Source organism: Microbacterium sp. P5_E9 (assembly GCF_054049175.1).
On sequence record NZ_JBFUMV010000006.1, the window covers coordinates 176,064 to 190,839 of the forward strand.

The 14,776-nt window shown below is 68.4% G+C and carries 16 protein-coding genes; 4 read left to right on the forward strand and 12 right to left on the reverse strand.

Features of this window, described 5'->3' with window-relative positions:
• The first annotated feature begins 230 nt into the window (after window positions 1–230).
• From ACXJ3V_RS10835 to ACXJ3V_RS10850, 4 genes are all read left to right on the forward strand, one after another.
• Window positions 231–2,054: a hemagglutinin gene (locus ACXJ3V_RS10835; protein WP_457100304.1), complete on the forward strand. Its 1,824-nt coding sequence runs from the start codon at window positions 231–233 to the stop codon at window positions 2,052–2,054.
• 110 nt (window positions 2,055–2,164) lie between these two features.
• Entirely contained in the window at window positions 2,165–3,328 is a 1,164-nt protein-coding gene (locus ACXJ3V_RS10840) for a CpaF family protein (RefSeq protein WP_457100305.1), read from the forward strand.
• On the forward strand, window positions 3,325–4,182 hold the full coding sequence (locus ACXJ3V_RS10845) for a type II secretion system F family protein (protein WP_457100306.1): 858 nt from the start codon (window positions 3,325–3,327) through the stop codon (window positions 4,180–4,182). The genes ACXJ3V_RS10840 and ACXJ3V_RS10845 overlap by 4 nt, the downstream gene beginning before the upstream one ends.
• 5 nt (window positions 4,183–4,187) lie before the next feature.
• Entirely contained in the window at window positions 4,188–5,057 is an 870-nt protein-coding gene (locus ACXJ3V_RS10850) for a type II secretion system F family protein (RefSeq protein WP_457100307.1), read from the forward strand.
• A 6-nt stretch (window positions 5,058–5,063) separates the two neighbouring features.
• Here the strand turns inward: ACXJ3V_RS10850 and ACXJ3V_RS10855 are convergent, their stop codons facing one another.
• The 12 genes from ACXJ3V_RS10855 to ACXJ3V_RS10910 all read right to left on the reverse strand — a co-directional run bounded on the left by ACXJ3V_RS10855 (window position 5,064) and on the right by ACXJ3V_RS10910 (window position 14,555).
• On the reverse strand, window positions 5,064–5,192 hold the full coding sequence (locus ACXJ3V_RS10855; RefSeq protein WP_457100308.1) for a hypothetical protein: 129 nt from the start codon (window positions 5,190–5,192) through the stop codon (window positions 5,064–5,066).
• Window positions 5,189–5,935: a fibronectin type III domain-containing protein gene (locus tag ACXJ3V_RS10860; RefSeq protein WP_457100309.1), complete on the reverse strand. Its 747-nt coding sequence runs from the start codon at window positions 5,933–5,935 to the stop codon at window positions 5,189–5,191. The genes ACXJ3V_RS10855 and ACXJ3V_RS10860 overlap by 4 nt, the downstream gene beginning before the upstream one ends.
• A 4-nt stretch (window positions 5,936–5,939) precedes the next feature.
• Window positions 5,940–6,188: a hypothetical protein gene (locus ACXJ3V_RS10865; protein WP_457100310.1), complete on the reverse strand. Its 249-nt coding sequence runs from the start codon at window positions 6,186–6,188 to the stop codon at window positions 5,940–5,942.
• A 9-nt stretch (window positions 6,189–6,197) separates the two neighbouring features.
• The gene (locus tag ACXJ3V_RS10870; protein ID WP_457100311.1) at window positions 6,198–7,961 is read right to left on the reverse strand and encodes a hypothetical protein; all 1,764 of its coding nucleotides are present in this window, start codon (window positions 7,959–7,961) and stop codon (window positions 6,198–6,200) included.
• Window positions 7,958–8,323 carry a hypothetical protein gene (locus ACXJ3V_RS10875; protein ID WP_457100312.1) on the reverse strand — a complete coding sequence of 122 codons (366 nt, stop codon included), beginning with the start codon at window positions 8,321–8,323 and terminating at the stop codon, window positions 7,958–7,960. Before ACXJ3V_RS10875 ends, ACXJ3V_RS10870 begins: the two co-directional genes overlap by 4 nt.
• Window positions 8,320–10,014 (reverse strand): hypothetical protein, encoded by a 1,695-nt coding sequence (locus ACXJ3V_RS10880; protein ID WP_457100313.1) that lies wholly within the window; start codon window positions 10,012–10,014, stop codon window positions 8,320–8,322. The genes ACXJ3V_RS10875 and ACXJ3V_RS10880 overlap by 4 nt, the downstream gene beginning before the upstream one ends.
• Before the next feature lie 3 nt (window positions 10,015–10,017).
• Complete coding sequence (locus tag ACXJ3V_RS10885; RefSeq protein WP_457100314.1) at window positions 10,018–10,461, reverse strand: hypothetical protein; 444 nt, start codon at window positions 10,459–10,461, stop codon at window positions 10,018–10,020.
• A 15-nt stretch (window positions 10,462–10,476) separates the two neighbouring features.
• Window positions 10,477–10,932, reverse strand: coding sequence for a hypothetical protein (locus ACXJ3V_RS10890; protein ID WP_457100315.1), 456 nt, complete (start codon window positions 10,930–10,932; stop codon window positions 10,477–10,479).
• Complete coding sequence (locus ACXJ3V_RS10895) at window positions 10,925–11,365, reverse strand: hypothetical protein (RefSeq protein WP_457100316.1); 441 nt, start codon at window positions 11,363–11,365, stop codon at window positions 10,925–10,927. The genes ACXJ3V_RS10890 and ACXJ3V_RS10895 overlap by 8 nt, the downstream gene beginning before the upstream one ends.
• Window positions 11,362–11,697: a head-tail connector protein gene (locus ACXJ3V_RS10900; protein WP_457100317.1), complete on the reverse strand. Its 336-nt coding sequence runs from the start codon at window positions 11,695–11,697 to the stop codon at window positions 11,362–11,364. Before ACXJ3V_RS10900 ends, ACXJ3V_RS10895 begins: the two co-directional genes overlap by 4 nt.
• A gap of 72 nt (window positions 11,698–11,769) precedes the next feature.
• Complete coding sequence (locus ACXJ3V_RS10905; protein ID WP_457100318.1) at window positions 11,770–13,365, reverse strand: hypothetical protein; 1,596 nt, start codon at window positions 13,363–13,365, stop codon at window positions 11,770–11,772.
• Entirely contained in the window at window positions 13,362–14,555 is a 1,194-nt protein-coding gene (locus ACXJ3V_RS10910; RefSeq protein WP_457100319.1) for a hypothetical protein, read from the reverse strand. Before ACXJ3V_RS10910 ends, ACXJ3V_RS10905 begins: the two co-directional genes overlap by 4 nt.
• Window positions 14,556–14,776: the final 221 nt, after the last annotated feature.

Here is a 14,776-nt window from a genome sequence, read left to right on the forward strand (position 1 = left end):
GCGGGGGGTACGCAGGCCCTAGGGATTTCTCCCCAGTCGTGATCGGGACATCTCCCGATGGTCGCTCCCCAGCGACGTCCATAGCGTAAGGCCATAGCCCGCGTCGGGGAAGGGCAAGTCCGGCGTGGAGCAGAACACACCTTGGGGAAGGGAAATTTGTCATGTCTACACGGATGCGGCGGCGTGTGCTTGCCGCGGGAGCGGCGGGCTGTCTCGCCATAGCAATGCTGATGGGAGCGGTGCCGGCTTGGGCTGCCTCCGGCCCGTACACCATCGACGGGAACGTGCCCGATGCGAACACGGCTGAACTGCCTGACGTGTTCGGCTCTGTGAAAGAACTGGGCCCGCTGAACTCGAACACCACGAAGATCGGCGTCATCCACAGCGATGCGGTGCCGACGCTGGGGCTCACCAACCCGAATGCGCAGGTCGACCTGCGCCGGGCGTGGCTCGACACCGCGAAGGACACCTCCACCAACCACGACTGGCTGTACTTCGCGTGGGAGCGCGATTCCAACAGCGGCAGCGGCTTCATCGCCTACGAGTTCATGCAGGACCTCGCGCCGGTCGGCTGCGCGTACGACACCGCGACCGAAGCGCAGCTAATCGCCAACTGCAATCCCTGGGCCAACCGCAAGGCCGGCGACTTCATGATCCTCTGGGATCAGCAGGGAGGCAGCCGGGACCTCTACCTGAGGACGTGGAGCGGCGTCGCGCCGAACTTGACTCTCAGCGCCCCATCACTGCTGAACGCCAACGTATCTGAGGCGAAATACAGCGCGGATGGATTCCGCGGTGAGGCTGCGGTCGATCTGACGGCGACCATCTTCGGAAACTCGACCGCGTGCCTGTCGTTTGCCAACACGATTCCGAGCACTGTGACGGGCAACTCCGATACCGCCGACTACAAGGACACGATCCTCAAGAACGCTCCACCGATCAGCAACTGCGACTCGACGACGACGACGACGCCGAAAACCGCAGCGGGCGGTGCCATTCCGGCGGGCGGACTGTCGATCGGCGGCGGCGTGGTCGGGGTGACGGACTCGGCTGTGGTCGGACTGGTCGGTGGCACAGCCGCTCCAGCGGGCTCGGTGGCGTTCACACTGTGCAAGGTCGACTCTCCGGCCTTGTGCACAGCAGCGGGCACCACGGTGGGGACGGTGAACCTGTCTGGGGCCGCATATCCGGTCACAGTCGCGTCTCCGGTTGCGTACGTGACGTCAGCAGGTCGGTACTGCTGGCTCGCCGTCTTCAGCGGCGACTCTGCGCACGGCATCCCCGGCTCCAGTGACTCGTCAGTGACTGAGTGCTTCACCGTGAATCCGGTGGTGGCAGGTTTGGCGACCACCGCTGGCCCGGACGTCAACCTCGGCTCGGCGGTGACGGACTCGGCCACGCTGAGCGGGACCGCCACGCAGCCCGCTAATCCGGTCATCAACCTGACCGGCACGGGCGGCGCTCCAGCCGGAGGTACGATCACGTTCAAGTTGTACGGGCCGAACAACTGCACCACTGTGGTGAACTCGCCGCTGGCGCCGGTCACGGTCAGCGGGAACGCCACATACAACGCGCCGTCGTTCACCCCCACCGCGGCCGGCACCTACCACTGGGTCGCCGTCTACAGCGGGAGTTCGCCGAACACGACCGGCCTCACCCACAACGCCACGTGCACCGACACCGATGAGGACGTGATTGTCACTTCGGTGCCCTCGACACTGTCCAGCGCTCAGAAGTGGGTGCCGAACGACTCGGTGACCGTCTCTGCCCCTGCGGGCAGCGGCAACCTGGCGGGTACCGTCGACTTCGAGCTGTTCGCACTGGCGAACTGCGGCGGCGCGGCGATCTACACCCTGATGGACGTGCCAGTGGCGGGAGTCTCACCGCAGACGGTGTCGACTGCCAACACGACGGCTCAGCTGGCGAGTGGGGCGTTCTCGTGGCGGGTCAACTACGACAGCACCAACCCGGCGCAGCGGGACATCGCGCCCACCTGCCACGAGGCATCGGGGCTGACCGTCACGAACGGGGGCTCCGTCAACAGCGGTTCGTGACATGAGGGCATAGTGACGCACGATGGCCGGGGCGCGCCTCCCCGGCCATCGTCGCGCTCGGCTGTGGATAACTTCCGGCTGCGTGATACCCGCCTTGCGAGGATGCTCCGGTGAGTCCCACCGCCCTCGCTCCCGCCACCCTGGCGCCTGCTGTCGTGGTGGCCGAGCGGGTGCGGGAGCGACTTCGCGCCGAGCGCACCGACCCGGCCCGCGACCTGGAGCTCGCGACCCAGATCGTGCGCGCCGAGGTGAGGCGTCACAACGACTTCGCTCTCGCCCGCGGGCTGAGCGTGGTGGACGACGAACCGGCCTGTGTCCGCGAGGTGCTCGCCGCCGTCGCCGGGTTCGGACCGCTGCAGCCCTACCTCGACGATCCGACAATCGAGGAAGTCTGGCTGAACGCACCCGATCGGGTGTTCATCGCCCGCGGCGGCGTCGCCGAGCGCGTGCCGCTCACCCTCACCGACGCGCAGGTGCGCGATCTGGTCGAGCGCATGCTGCATTCCACGGGTCGCCGCGTGGATCTCAGCCAGCCGTTCGTGGACGCGTCCCTACCGGACGGCAGCCGGCTCCACGTCGTCATCCCCGACATCACCCGCCGCCACTGGGCGGTGAACATCCGGAAGTTCCTGCCGGCGTTCCGAGACCTCGACCGCCTCGTGGCCGCCGGATCGCTGGCGCCGGCCGCCGCGCGACTGCTGCGGGACGCGATGCACGCGGGACGCAGCATCCTGGTCTCGGGTGCGACGCACGCGGGAAAAACCACGCTTCTCGGCGCACTCATCGCAGCGTGCCCGCCGGATCACCGGATCGTCACCGTCGAGGAGACGTTCGAGCTCGCCGTGGACGCTCCGGACCTCGTGTCGCTCCAGGGACGGCAGCCCAGCCTGGAAGGCACGGGCGAGGTCACCCTGCGCCGGCTCGTGAAGGAGGCGCTGCGCATGCGGCCCGATCGCCTCGTCGTGGGCGAGGTGCGCGACGCGGAGGCGCTGGATCTGCTCCTGGCGCTGAATACGGGAGTTCCAGGGGCCGCGACCATCCACGCGAACTCGGCACGCGAGGCCCTCGCGAAGCTCTGCGCGCTGCCCCTGCTCGCCGGGCGCAACATCGATGTCGAGTTCGTGCGACCGGCGGTCGCGGCATCCGTCCATCTCGTCGTGCATTGCGAGCGCGACGCGACGGGGCGTCGCCGAGTCGTCGAGATCGTCGAGCCGACGGGTGTCGTGGAAGGCTCGATCGAGGCGGCAACCCTCTACCGGGCGGATGCGGCATGACCCTCCTGTGGGGTGCTGTGCTCGCCGCCGGGCTCCTGCTGACGCTCTCGCCGTGGCTCTGGCCCGCAGGCGAGGCGCGCGCGGTCCGCGCCTCGACCGGCCGACTCGTACGGCTGCTCGAGGAGGCGGGCCTCGGACATCTGCGGCCCGCTGCGGTGGTGGCGATCGCCGCCGGCACCGCGGTCGGCGCAGCGGCGGTCACCTTCCTCGTCATTCCCGTTCCCGCGCTCGCGGGCGTCGCCTTCACCGCCGGCGCACTCGCGCCCTTCGTATGGCTGCGTGCCCGCCACTCCCGGATCATGCGGGCGCGACGCGCCCTCTGGCCCGACGTCTGCGACTTGCTCATCGCGTCGGTGCGTGCCGGGATGTCGCTGCCGGACGCCGTGTCGGCGCTCGGAGATTCGGCACCGAGTGCGCTGCGGCCGGCGTTCGTGGGGTTCGCCCGCGACCTCGCGGCATCCGGTCACTTCGATTCGAGTGCGCTGCGGCTGAAGGCGGCACTGGCGGATCCGGTCGGGGATCGCATCATCGAGACGCTCCGGATGGCCCGGCAGGTCGGCGGCACGGAGTTGACGCCGGTGCTTCGTGCGTTGGCGACGTCCGTGCGGGCGGACGCGACGCTGCGGTCCGAGGTGGAGGCGCGTCAGTCCTGGATCCGCGGGGCCGCGGTGCTGGGTGTGGCCGCGCCCTGGGTGATCCTCACAATGCTGGCGCTCCGCCCTGAGGGCGCCGAGGCCTATGCGAGCCCGGCCGGCATGGGCCTGATCCTCGCCGGCGCCGCGCTCTCGTTCGTGGCGTATCGGGCGATGCTGCGCATCGGTCGCCTCCGCGAACCGCGGCGGTGGTTCGCATGATCGCCATGGACACCACGCGCATCGCCATCGCCGTCGTGCTCGGCGGCGGGTTCGGGCTCGGCGTCGTCCTGCTCCTCTCGCTCGCTCCACGCTGGGGCGCGCACAGCCTCTCCCATCGCATCGCCCCGTACATCCGCGATGTCGCCGACGTGCCGGGCTTCGGTCCGGCTGTGGCGGCGATGCCATCGTCGGCGGGCGCAGGCCTTCGCGCCCTGGCCGATCGCGCCGGGCACCTGCTCGGCGGCACCGAGTCGCTCGAGCGGCGGCTGAATCAGGCGGGATGGACGGTGGATGCCGCGACCTTCCGTGCCCGCCAGCTCGGCTGGGGCATCGGCGGCTTGGGCGCCGGCGCGGTGGCTGCCGTCATGCTCGCGCTGCTGGGGCGCTCGTCCGGGGCACTCGTGCTGCTCGCACCGATCGCGGCGCTGACCTTCGCCCTCCTCTTCGACGCGCATCTGACTCGGGCAGCTCGTGCACGGATCGCGCAGATCGAAGAGGAGCTGCCCACCGTCATGGAGTTCCTGGCGCTGTGCCTCTCAGCGGGCGAGGGCATCCTCGACTCGCTGCGTCGGGTCGGCGAAGTCGGCGCGGGCGAGCTGACCGGTGAACTCCGGGGCGTCGTGCTCGCGGTCAGCACCGGCTCGTCGCTGTCTGGTGCACTTTCCCGGCTCGCCGCACGACTGGAGATCCCCGCGCTCTCCCGCGCCGTCGATCAGGTCGTCGCAGCGATCGATCGCGGGGCGCCGCTGGCCGATGTGCTGCACGCCCAGGCGCTCGACGCCCGAGAGGACGCCAAGCGCTCCCTCATCGAGCAGGCCGGTCGCAAGGAGATCTGGATGCTCTTCCCCCCGAGCAATGACCTTGCATCTATCTGAGATATTTCAGCTGCCCACCGACACCGAGACGATGACCGCGCCGGCGATGAGCGCCACGATAGCGAACAGCACGAGCAGACGCACCCACCACCGATGCCTCGACGGGGTCGGGTCGGTCTCCAGGTAGAACTTCACCCGGTGACCTTCCAGGCCGTACCGTCCGAGACCTCGCTGATCTGCCGGACCCACTTCGTCCCGTCGCTCACGTCCACGACCCACGTAGACCAGTTCGTGCCGTCTGAGACCGATATGCCGCCCGTCGTCGTCAGTTCGAGGTTCACGGACCAGGGACCGTGCCCGACCGCGTTGTTCGCCCGCATACGGACGTAGTACTTCGTGCCTGGCTTCAGGTGGTCGAGGATTTCGAGGCCGTTCGACCCTGCCGGGTACGCCCGCTGTTCCTTCACCGCGAACGTCGGGTCCGTCCCGTACTCACAGTCGTAGGCGGTGAGCGGGGTCCCGCCCGTCGAGGACGGCCAGTAGCCGAACGAGATACGCGCCGAGGTCGGCGTGATCTGGTCGGCTGGTGCCATCCATCGCACCGGGTCCGGGGGCGCTGTCGCGGGCGGTGGCGTGTACCGGCTGATGTACGCCGAGTGATCCGCCGCACCGCCGAGGCCACTGGTCCCGGTGGCGTTCTGGTGGAACGTCACGGTCTGCCCACCGGACACGCCCCACGATCCGAGCAGACGTTCCCGGAAGCCTGAGTTCAGCGTGGTCGTCCCGCCGACCGGCGACCCGTTCACGACGCCGGACCAGGTGTACCCGCCGACGAACGTCGCGCCATCGGAGCAGAGAATCCAGTACTCGACTGTCGAGCCGGTGTCCCTGATCCGCATGGTCCCGGCGCTGCCGACCCGCTTGTCGTAGTCGGTCATGGCATCAGGCCGGGTGAATCCAGACGCGCCCCGCCGCGTGAGCGGGAGCGGCGGTCTGGACGTAGATGTCGATGGTCGGACTCGTCCGCTTCGCCCGCTGCGCGATGAAGTCCCTCGTACGGTTGATTTCGTCCTCGCCGTTCTTCACGAGGTCGCCCGAGGGGACCACCGGCATCCCCGCCGCGATTGCGTCGTCGCCGATGGCGAACGGCGTCGGGGTCTCGCCGATCTTGGTCTTGCGCTTCTCAGCCATGCCAGCCTCCTACGGCCATACGAATGTGTCCCAGGTCCCCGCGACGTTGTCCCAGGTCGTGACCTCGTTGCCCGCGTCCCACGAGCCGGGAGGCACGTCGATGAGTCCTCGCGTCCCGAGTTCCATCAGCCCGTCGTCGCCGAGGCTGAAGCGAACCAGCGCGATCTTCCCTCGGGTCTGACCGGCGACCGGGAGCGTGATGGACGCCTCCATGCCGGGAGTCGTCGCCCAGTTCGGGAGCGCCACGACGTTCTGGGTCCGCCCGGTGCCCGAGCGTCGAGCGAGGATCGCCGCCGCCGCGCCGGGTCCCGGATACGGGCGCTCGTACTCGACCACGAAGACCTTCGAGGGAGTGCCCGCCGAGTCGTACGCGACCTTCTCGGCGAGCGTCGTGGCGTCCTTCCATCGGTAGATGACGACGACGCCGGTACAGAAGATGTCGGCATCCTCACGGCTGATGGTGTCGCCGCCGTCCACGGTGTTGAAGCCAGCCGTGGTGATGACGCCCGGAAGAGAGTACTCGCCAGGCTTCACCAGCCGCCAGACGCGCTTCTCGTCACAGAACAGGCGAAACCCTGCCGGGGTGTTCAGCGGCTCGAGGAAGTCCCACGCGGTCACGCCGGGAAGCCACACCAGCGCCTCGGGCGGGCGCGTGACGAGGGCCGTCCGCTTCGAGGACGACTGGTTGGGCGTCCCGTTCCAGTCGTACGCGTACAGCGCCGTGTCCGTCGAGTCACCGTCGAACCAGTCGAACTGAGGGTCGAGCACCATCGGCTCGGACACGTCCCACGGCGTCGGCGAGGGCCGGTCGGGATCGGGCGCGGGAAGCAGGGTCGCGACCGGGGTCTCACTGAAGCGATGGGCGGCGATGTCGTAGGTGTTCCCGTTCGCCCACGTCGTCGTCGTGTACCAGTAGCAACCGGCCCGAGTCGCGCCAGCCGGTGCCGTGCCGACCACGCGGACCTTCGTCCAGACGTTCGGCTGAAGCGTGACGGGCGTGCCCGACGAGGCACCCGATCCGCCCACCGCCCACTCGATGGCCGGTGTGATCGTCTTCGTGACGGACGACCGAAGCCAGACCTCGGACGTGTATGACTTCCCCGGCGTGACGACGACCGCCGTGCTCGGGGGCGGTGCCGTGTTCTCCCCGCCGATGTTGAAGATGCCGCCAGTGAGTGCCGTCGTCCCGAACGTGGTCCGCCCGAAGTAGGACACCGGGACGCCAGGGGGACCGCCCGCTATGCGGACCAGCGCGGTCGCGTTCCAGCCGAGCCAGCCCGCCGTGTCCGCTCGGAAGCCACCGTTCGGCTGAAGGTTCACGCCGTCCACGAGCGGGCGAACGTCGGCGTCCCCGCCCTCGGGCGCGAGGCTCGCGCCGATCTTCGACAGCACGTAGTTGTTGATCGAGCGAAGGGACGCGTACAGCCCGGTCGCGCCGTTGTCCACGACCAGCGCGGCGTAGTCCTGAAGAAGCGCCTCGTCGGTGGCGAGCACCAGCGAGACCGACCGCCCGTTGTCGCCGATGTCGCGGGACCTCAGCCCGAGGTTGAATGTCCTGGTCGATCCGGCGACCTCGTCGCCCGCCGTCACGATCACCCGCACATCCTGACGCGGGTCCATATCGTCCAGCCCGAGGTCTTCGGTCCTGGGGATGTCGATGTTCGCCCCGCCGTACGGGATCGCCAGCGCGTCGAGCACCAGTTCGCCGCCCGCGACGGTGTGCGTCTGGCCCTGGACGGTGATCGTCGCCTTCGGCTTGAGGTAGGTCGTCACGGATTCACCGCCTGGAAGCCGATGGAGACGATGAACAGTTCCAGCGTGTCCTCGTCCAGTCGAAGCGTGACATCACCGTCCACCACGTACGTCATCGACACCGAAGGTCGGTCGGTCTCGACCAGCGTGAACGCGCTGCGCGCCTCGTGGAGCGCCGCACACTGGAACGCCGAGGGTTCGTCCGGGTAGAGCAATTCCAGGACGCCTGAGCGGGGCCGGGGCGCGACGAGGCTAACGGCGATGTCGCCGCCCACGAGGTCGTGGATGATGTTCCGGCTCGTCCACAGGGTCTCGTATGGCGAGAGGACGGTGAGCGGCGAGGTCGTGCCGGCGCCGTTCGTGGCGGTGATGGTGGCGGTCATATCGGCTGCCTCGTTCCTGGCTTCACCAGCACGGCCGGGACGTACACCGTGGGCGGTCGGTAGTTCCGAAGCTGACTGTCGATCCCCGACGTGCTGGTGGCAGCGGTGATCGTCGCGGTGCGCGACTTCGAGGCGACGGCGTCGAGGTCCTGGCTCGCCTTCGTCGTGTCGGCCTTCGCGGTGATCTTCGCCTCGTACTTCTTGTCGGCGACGGCCTTGATGTCGGTGGTCGCCTTCGTGGTGTCGGCGACCGGCGTGACCTTCGGCTTGATGCTCGCCGCCGAGGTCGTGAACATGTCCCACGCGCTCTGCTTCGGCGGTTCGACCGTCGTCGGGACGTTCAGCACGGGTGCCCCGAAGCCCTTCACGATCCCCTCGGCGTTCGCCTTGCCCGACGCCTCGCCGTTCGCTCGAGCGAGCTCGATGGCCCGCGCCTGGTCGCCAGCAGAGGCAGTCTTGAAGGACGTGATGTAGGCGAGGCCCGCCGCCGCACCCTGGGATGCGAACACGCTCTTCGCTTCCTCGGCGATCTCGGGCGGCAGGGTGACGATCTGCTTCTTGAACTCGTTCGCATCCGCGACGGTCTTTTCGCCGTCGGCGAGGTACGCGCCCCAGTCGAAGGACGAGACGCCCTCCTCGTTCGTGACCCAGTAGTCCGAGGCGTCGGCGATGGCGTCCTGCCACGCGCCGCTCAGGTCCTCGATAGCGGCCTTCTCGTCCTCAGCTGCCTGGATCGCCGCGAGCGCGGCGTTCATGCCCGCGTCAGCCTGACGTTCGGCGGCGGACTTCACCTCGCCGCGAAGGTTGATCTGCTCGTTGAGGTTCTTCAGGACATCCTTGCCCGCCTCGTACTCGGCGATGGCCGCGGTCTGGGCGTCCAGGCTGTCCTGCGTGAGATTCTGGCTGTGAGCCAGGACCGCCGCGTTCTTGCGGGCGAGCAGCACGTCCACCTGCGCCTGAACGGCGTCGGTGTACTGCTTCAGGACCGGCGTCGAGGCGGCGAGGACCTTCTGGATGTCGGTGGTCGGGCGACCGATGGCCTTCAGCCCGTCCTCCCACTCTTCGAGCTTGCTCGGGTCTTCCTCCCAGAACCAGCGCTTCGGGTTCGCCTTCGTCTTGTCCAGGTCCCGGATGGTCTCCTTCACCTGTTCGGCTGTGGTGATGAAGACGCTCGGGTCGATGCCTGCGTCCAGGGCCGTGCTGACGGCATCCACAGCCTTCGTGCGGAGTTCGTCGGCCTTCTCAGCTGCCGCCTGCGCGTCGGCGATGAACAGGCCGAGGGCGATGGATGCCGCGCCCAGGGCGAGTCCGATGGGTCCCGACATCGAGGCGGCGAGACCGCCGAGGGTGCCCTGAACCAGATCCGCCGCCGAGGACATGTCGCCCGAGAACGACGACGCGACCTCGCCGAAGTTCTGCTTCGCCTCGTCCTTGAACTCGCCGGTCGTCTTGGTGACCCTGTGGATGGAGTCGTCGGCACCGTCGCCGATCTTGGCCGACGCCTTCTGGGCATCTTTCGCGGCCTTCGCGATGTCCTCGTAGTTGTCCACGATGGACGCGGCGGTCTTGTCGCCGTGCTTCGCCAGATCGTCGAGTTCGTCCGTGACGTCCTCGACGGACTCCGCGCCCTTCTTGAACGACGAGAGGAACGACCGCACATCGGCGACCAGGCTGATCTTGATAGCCGCCATCGGTTACTTCCCCTCCAGTGCGTCGTGCGTGAGTTTGATGACGGTCTGGACCCACAGGCTGATGAGCCGGGGAGCGACCTCGGCAAGTGCCGGGTACACCACGTAGCCGCCGCGCCGGGTGGTCGGGATGCCGCGGCCCTTCTTCGATCCGAACTCGTACGCCTTGCCGAGTCGGATCGGCGAGCCGCCTCCCGAGAGGACCGGCCGCTTCTGGGTGGCCGCCGTCAGCGTGATGCCGTTGTTCGAGGCGGTGACGCGGGCGGTGTTGACCAGCATCCGGGTCTGCTGCTCGATGGCCGGCCGCCGCTCGAGCTCCTGCCGCCAGACCGACGCCCCGACCGTGCGCGTCTGCTTGCGGATCGAGGATTGGATCTCACGCGGGGCGACCTGCATGGCGAGCACCGTGGCCTTCAGATGGGCGCTCTCGCGCACACTGATGAATCCCACGGTGCTCGCCCACTCTCAGGACTTGCGAGCGGCGACGCCGCCCGCCGTGTACGTCGGCACCGGTTCGCCGACGATGCCGAGGCTCACGGTTGCGGTGGCCACCGAGTCCACGTCGCCACCGATGGCACCGGGAGCGACAGCCACTGTGCCGGCCCACGACGTCGAGCCGATGCCGGTCTGGCCGGTGGTGTCGTCGGGGTTGAGGGTGAAGGGGACGGTCTCGCCCTTGTGCTCGAACAGCCAGCGCGAGAGCGAGGTCTCGTCCGACCAGTCCTGGGCGTAGGTGAGTTCCAGCGTGTAGGTCGTCGCCTGCGGGAACGTGTAGACCGCCGAGGGCTTCAGGCCCTTGAAGTCCGTGGTCCCCGAGGACGGCGTGATCGTCGCGGTGCTGATCGCCTTCGCGAAGTCATCCGTCCCGAGGTTGATGATGGCGTTCCTCATGATGAAGGGACGCACGTCGATTTCAGCCATTGGTCTGCTCCTTCCGAGAGCGGGTCTTGCGGGTGGTGGTGCTCGGAGTGAGCGGTGGAGCAAGTTCGCTGGACTGGGCGATGGTCCAGCAGCTGATGTCGTAGGCGAGGCCGATCCCGCCGGGGCCGATCACCTTGTCGGCGGTGTCCCAGGCGAACCAGTCGAGGGTGTTCAGGTCGGCCAGGAGCGCCGGGACGAAGTCGTCCAGCGCCGCCTCGGACTTCGACGGATCGGCGCTCGGGTGGACGACGGTGAGGACGTAGTTCACTCGGAACGCGGCCCGCTTCGCCTCGTCGAGCGGGAGCATCGACAGCTGCTTGAACATCACGGTCACGGCGTCCAGGACATCCACGTTGTCCTGGTAGGGGATGACGTGAGTGCCCGCCGGCACCGCCGCGCTGATCGCCGCGAGCAGGGTGGCGCGGGCGCTCATCGAACCACCGGCTTCGCTCGCTGAGGTCGGATGATCGCCTTGACGGTCCAGTCCATCGGGAACGGTCGGAAGACGAAGCCCTCGTCCCCGATGCCGCCCGTGGACGGGTCGGACTTGACCGCGTTCCAGACGTTCCGGGTCTGGCTCAGCTGCGCCAGCCGGTAGTTGTCCGGGACCTCGCCGCCCGCCGCGATGGCGTCGGCGGTGGACTGCGGGCCGTACGCGAGCACCTGGTTCGCCGCGTTGTTCAGGTACAGCTGCAGGAGCTCGTCGTCGTCGGGGGCTTCCCGCCACCAGTCACGAGCCTCGTCGAGAGTCAGCCATCCGGCCACGGTTCACCTCCTCAGGTGTGGACCCCGGTCGGCGGTTTGGGATGCTGGGGAAGCCCGCCGACCGGGGATCGATCACTTCTTCGACGCCTTGGCCGACTCTTCGACGCCTTCGACGACGTCCTCGAGGACGCCTGCAGCTGCGTTCTTGACGATGACGTTCGGGTTCGTCACGCCCACGGCGATGTAGCCGAAGAACGCGTTGTCCACGCCACCGAGGACGAGGTCGGGAGCCTCGACGCGGATCGGGACGCCGGGGAGCTCCCACGCCGTCGCGCCGCCCTTGTCGCCCACGATGATCGCGCCCGGTGCGAGGCGAGCGTCGGGGACGATGGCGAACGACGTCGCGCCGCTGGTCGAGCCGCCTTCGAGTCCGAGGGATGCCGAGAAGTAGTCCAGGGCGTCCTCCCGAGGTGTGGCGAGCACACCCTTGAAGATGTCCGGGGCGACGAGCGACCACGACGGAGTGCCGCCGCCAGCGACGACCGCGAGAGCGCCGTCCACGATGTCGAGCAGACCGGTGTTCACCGTGTTCGCCGGGTCGGGCGTGTAGACCGTCGCGCCCGCCGTGACCTGCGTGAGCGCGTACGAGTCCGACAGTTCAGCGTACGAGTCGATCATCGCGTCGGCGTACGAGTTGATGACGTCGGTCTGGCCGAAGTGGTAGTACTCGACGGCGAGGTCGTGACCGCCAGCGAAGCGGACGCCCGCGAACTGCCTCGGCTCGACGGTCGGAGCGTTCGAGGGGATGGGCGTCTTGTTGCCCGCCCAGGCGGCCATTGCGGGCTTGATGCCCCACACCCAGCCGGTCGCCGAGAGCGAGGTGAGAGTGCCCGACGTGAGCAGCGGGATGATCTTCCGCTGAAAGCGCCGGCCCTGCCACAGTTCGCCGAGCCAGGTGCCGGGCATGAGCGCGTCGGTGACGAGACCGCCGACGCCGTCGTACTTCACGTTCGACAGCGCGAACAGCCCGACCTCGGCCGCCGCCTGCGCGTACGGCATCAGGTCCGAGCGGTCGCCGGTGGAGCGGGCCTTGTTCAGAGCCGAGAAGAACCCGGCCTTGGTGAGCGCGGGTGCCTCGGCCTTGCGCCGCGACGCCTGCATGGATGCGGGAGCGATGGCTTCGGCCACGGCGTCCTCCTCTGTCTCGTCCGGCTCCTCGTCCGGCTCTTCGTCCTCGTCGGCGGATGCCGGCTCGGTGGTCTCGATGGGTTCGGTGCCCTCTTCGGTCTCGGTGCCGATGAGCGAGAACAGCCCCACGGCGGTGCCGTCGAACGCGGGCTGCTTCGTCACGGCGGCACCGGCCAGTCGGCCCACACCGACGTCGCCGGGGAGTCGCCGCAGGTCGTCGATCTCCGCGGAGAAGAACGCGGTGCTCGCGTGCTCGGCCAGCCACTCGTCGCCCTCTTCGGTCTCGGCGATGCGGAACTCGGCGACGATGCCCTCCTCGGCATCCGTCAGCGCGACGGCGCGACCGATGACGTGGAAGCGCTCGTGCTCGTCGTTCAGGCCGATGACGATGGGGTCGCGAGGGATGGCGACGTTCCCGCGAGGGAACGTGATGGGCTTCGTCTGCGACGCCGACGTGCCCTTGCTCTTGACGTTCCAGGGGAGCAGGACGCCGCGAGCGGTGCGCGTCGCGGTGTCGATGCTGAACAGTCCTGCGGTCATGCTGACTCTCCGTTCGATACGAGCTTCTGCGCGGCCTTCTCGCCGATGGCTTCGCCGACCACTGCCGCCGCGTCCTGGATGGCCGGGTGTCCGGCCTGCGATGTGATGACCGGGCCGGGAGGCTCGGTGTACGCCGACCCCCACGCGAATCGGACGATCTGCCCGATGGGCACCACGTCGTCCTGACTCAGCCGGTCCTCGATGGGCCGTGCCCAGTACGGCACCGTGAGGGTGTCGAGGCTGGACTGGTTGCCCTCCTGGGTCTGGTACGTCAGCGAGGCCGTGGCCGTCGAGGCGTCGAGCAGCGAGCCGGGGATCTGGAAGAACGCGGCGATGTCGAGGCGGCTCGCGTTGCGGGCCTCGATGAACATGTCCGGGCTGTACTGACCGAGCGCTCGCGCCTCGATGCTGTGCGGCGTGTACGCGATGCCGCCGGTCTCCGACGCACGAGCAGCTGCCCAGTCGTCGACGACCTCCTGCGCCTCCTCGGGGAGCATCCCGGAGTCGATGGTCTCGTGAAGTTCGATCATCGGGATGGGGTTCTTCGCCCGCGTCACCCACGAGCGCTCCAGTTCGGCAGCACCGGCGAGGGTGCGCGTGGCGGTCGCCAGCAGGCCCTCACTCGGGCCGGGGATCAGCAGTACCTCCGACTCGTCGGCCGGCACGAAGTGGCCGTCCTCATCGAGCAGGCAGACCCGACCGGCCTCGTCGATCTCCCAGTCGTCGAACGGGATGTGCCACGCTTCGAGGATGGGTCGGAGGCCAGAGGAGACCGCACCGCGCTTCGTACCCCAGCACGAGATCCCGTAGAAGATGTGGTCGTCGATGGTGTTTGCCATCCGACGCCACGGACCCTGCCAGCCAGGCACGCGGAACAGCCAGAGCGGCTGGACGGGAAGCTCGTCACTGCCTCGGTAGCCGATGAGTGGCTTGTCGGCGATCAGCGAGAGCAGGATGCCGCGACCGCGCTGGACGCCGGGGATGCTCATCGCCTGGTCGCGGGTGATCAGGACACCGGCGAGACCGAAGACCTCGGCGTACGGGATGGCGGTCAGGCTGCCCTGCTGCCACGGCGACGGCATCGAGATCCGGTTCTTCCGGTACGAGGTCAGCCGACCCGGGTTCGGGGAGGTGACCGACTCACTGCGCGAGTTCAGCCACGCGAGTGTGCCCAGTCCACCGAAGCCCATGTGCGAATCCTACCGCTGAACAGGGCTTTCATTGTAGGAAACCTACAACGCACGGCGTAGCCTCGAAGTGGAACCGCACCCGTCCCGCGAATCCCGGAATGGATAGACGCCCTAGGGACCGTTCGCCAATTGGCGAATGACCCCTACAGCGCCAACTGAAACCGGGATTGGCGGGACACCCCCCGAACGGAGGCCCTCCTTTGAGCGTCAGCGACACCCCC

Coding starts and splice junctions, on each gene's coding strand:
- ACXJ3V_RS10905 (WP_457100318.1), bottom strand. CDS start 13,365: ATGACCGCAGGACTGTTCAGCATCGACACCGCGACGCGCACCGCTCGC.
- ACXJ3V_RS10895 (WP_457100316.1), bottom strand. CDS start 11,365: ATGAGCGCCCGCGCCACCCTGCTCGCGGCGATCAGCGCGGCGGTGCCG.
- ACXJ3V_RS10835 (WP_457100304.1), top strand. CDS start 231: ATGGGAGCGGTGCCGGCTTGGGCTGCCTCCGGCCCGTACACCATCGAC.
- ACXJ3V_RS10860 (WP_457100309.1), bottom strand. CDS start 5,935: ATGACCGACTACGACAAGCGGGTCGGCAGCGCCGGGACCATGCGGATC.
- ACXJ3V_RS10865 (WP_457100310.1), bottom strand. CDS start 6,188: ATGGCTGAGAAGCGCAAGACCAAGATCGGCGAGACCCCGACGCCGTTC.
- ACXJ3V_RS10890 (WP_457100315.1), bottom strand. CDS start 10,932: ATGGCTGAAATCGACGTGCGTCCCTTCATCATGAGGAACGCCATCATC.
- ACXJ3V_RS10910 (WP_457100319.1), bottom strand. CDS start 14,555: ATGGGCTTCGGTGGACTGGGCACACTCGCGTGGCTGAACTCGCGCAGT.
- ACXJ3V_RS10880 (WP_457100313.1), bottom strand. CDS start 10,014: ATGGCGGCTATCAAGATCAGCCTGGTCGCCGATGTGCGGTCGTTCCTC.
- ACXJ3V_RS10875 (WP_457100312.1), bottom strand. CDS start 8,323: ATGACCGCCACCATCACCGCCACGAACGGCGCCGGCACGACCTCGCCG.
- ACXJ3V_RS10845 (WP_457100306.1), top strand. CDS start 3,325: ATGACCCTCCTGTGGGGTGCTGTGCTCGCCGCCGGGCTCCTGCTGACG.
- ACXJ3V_RS10850 (WP_457100307.1), top strand. CDS start 4,188: ATGGACACCACGCGCATCGCCATCGCCGTCGTGCTCGGCGGCGGGTTC.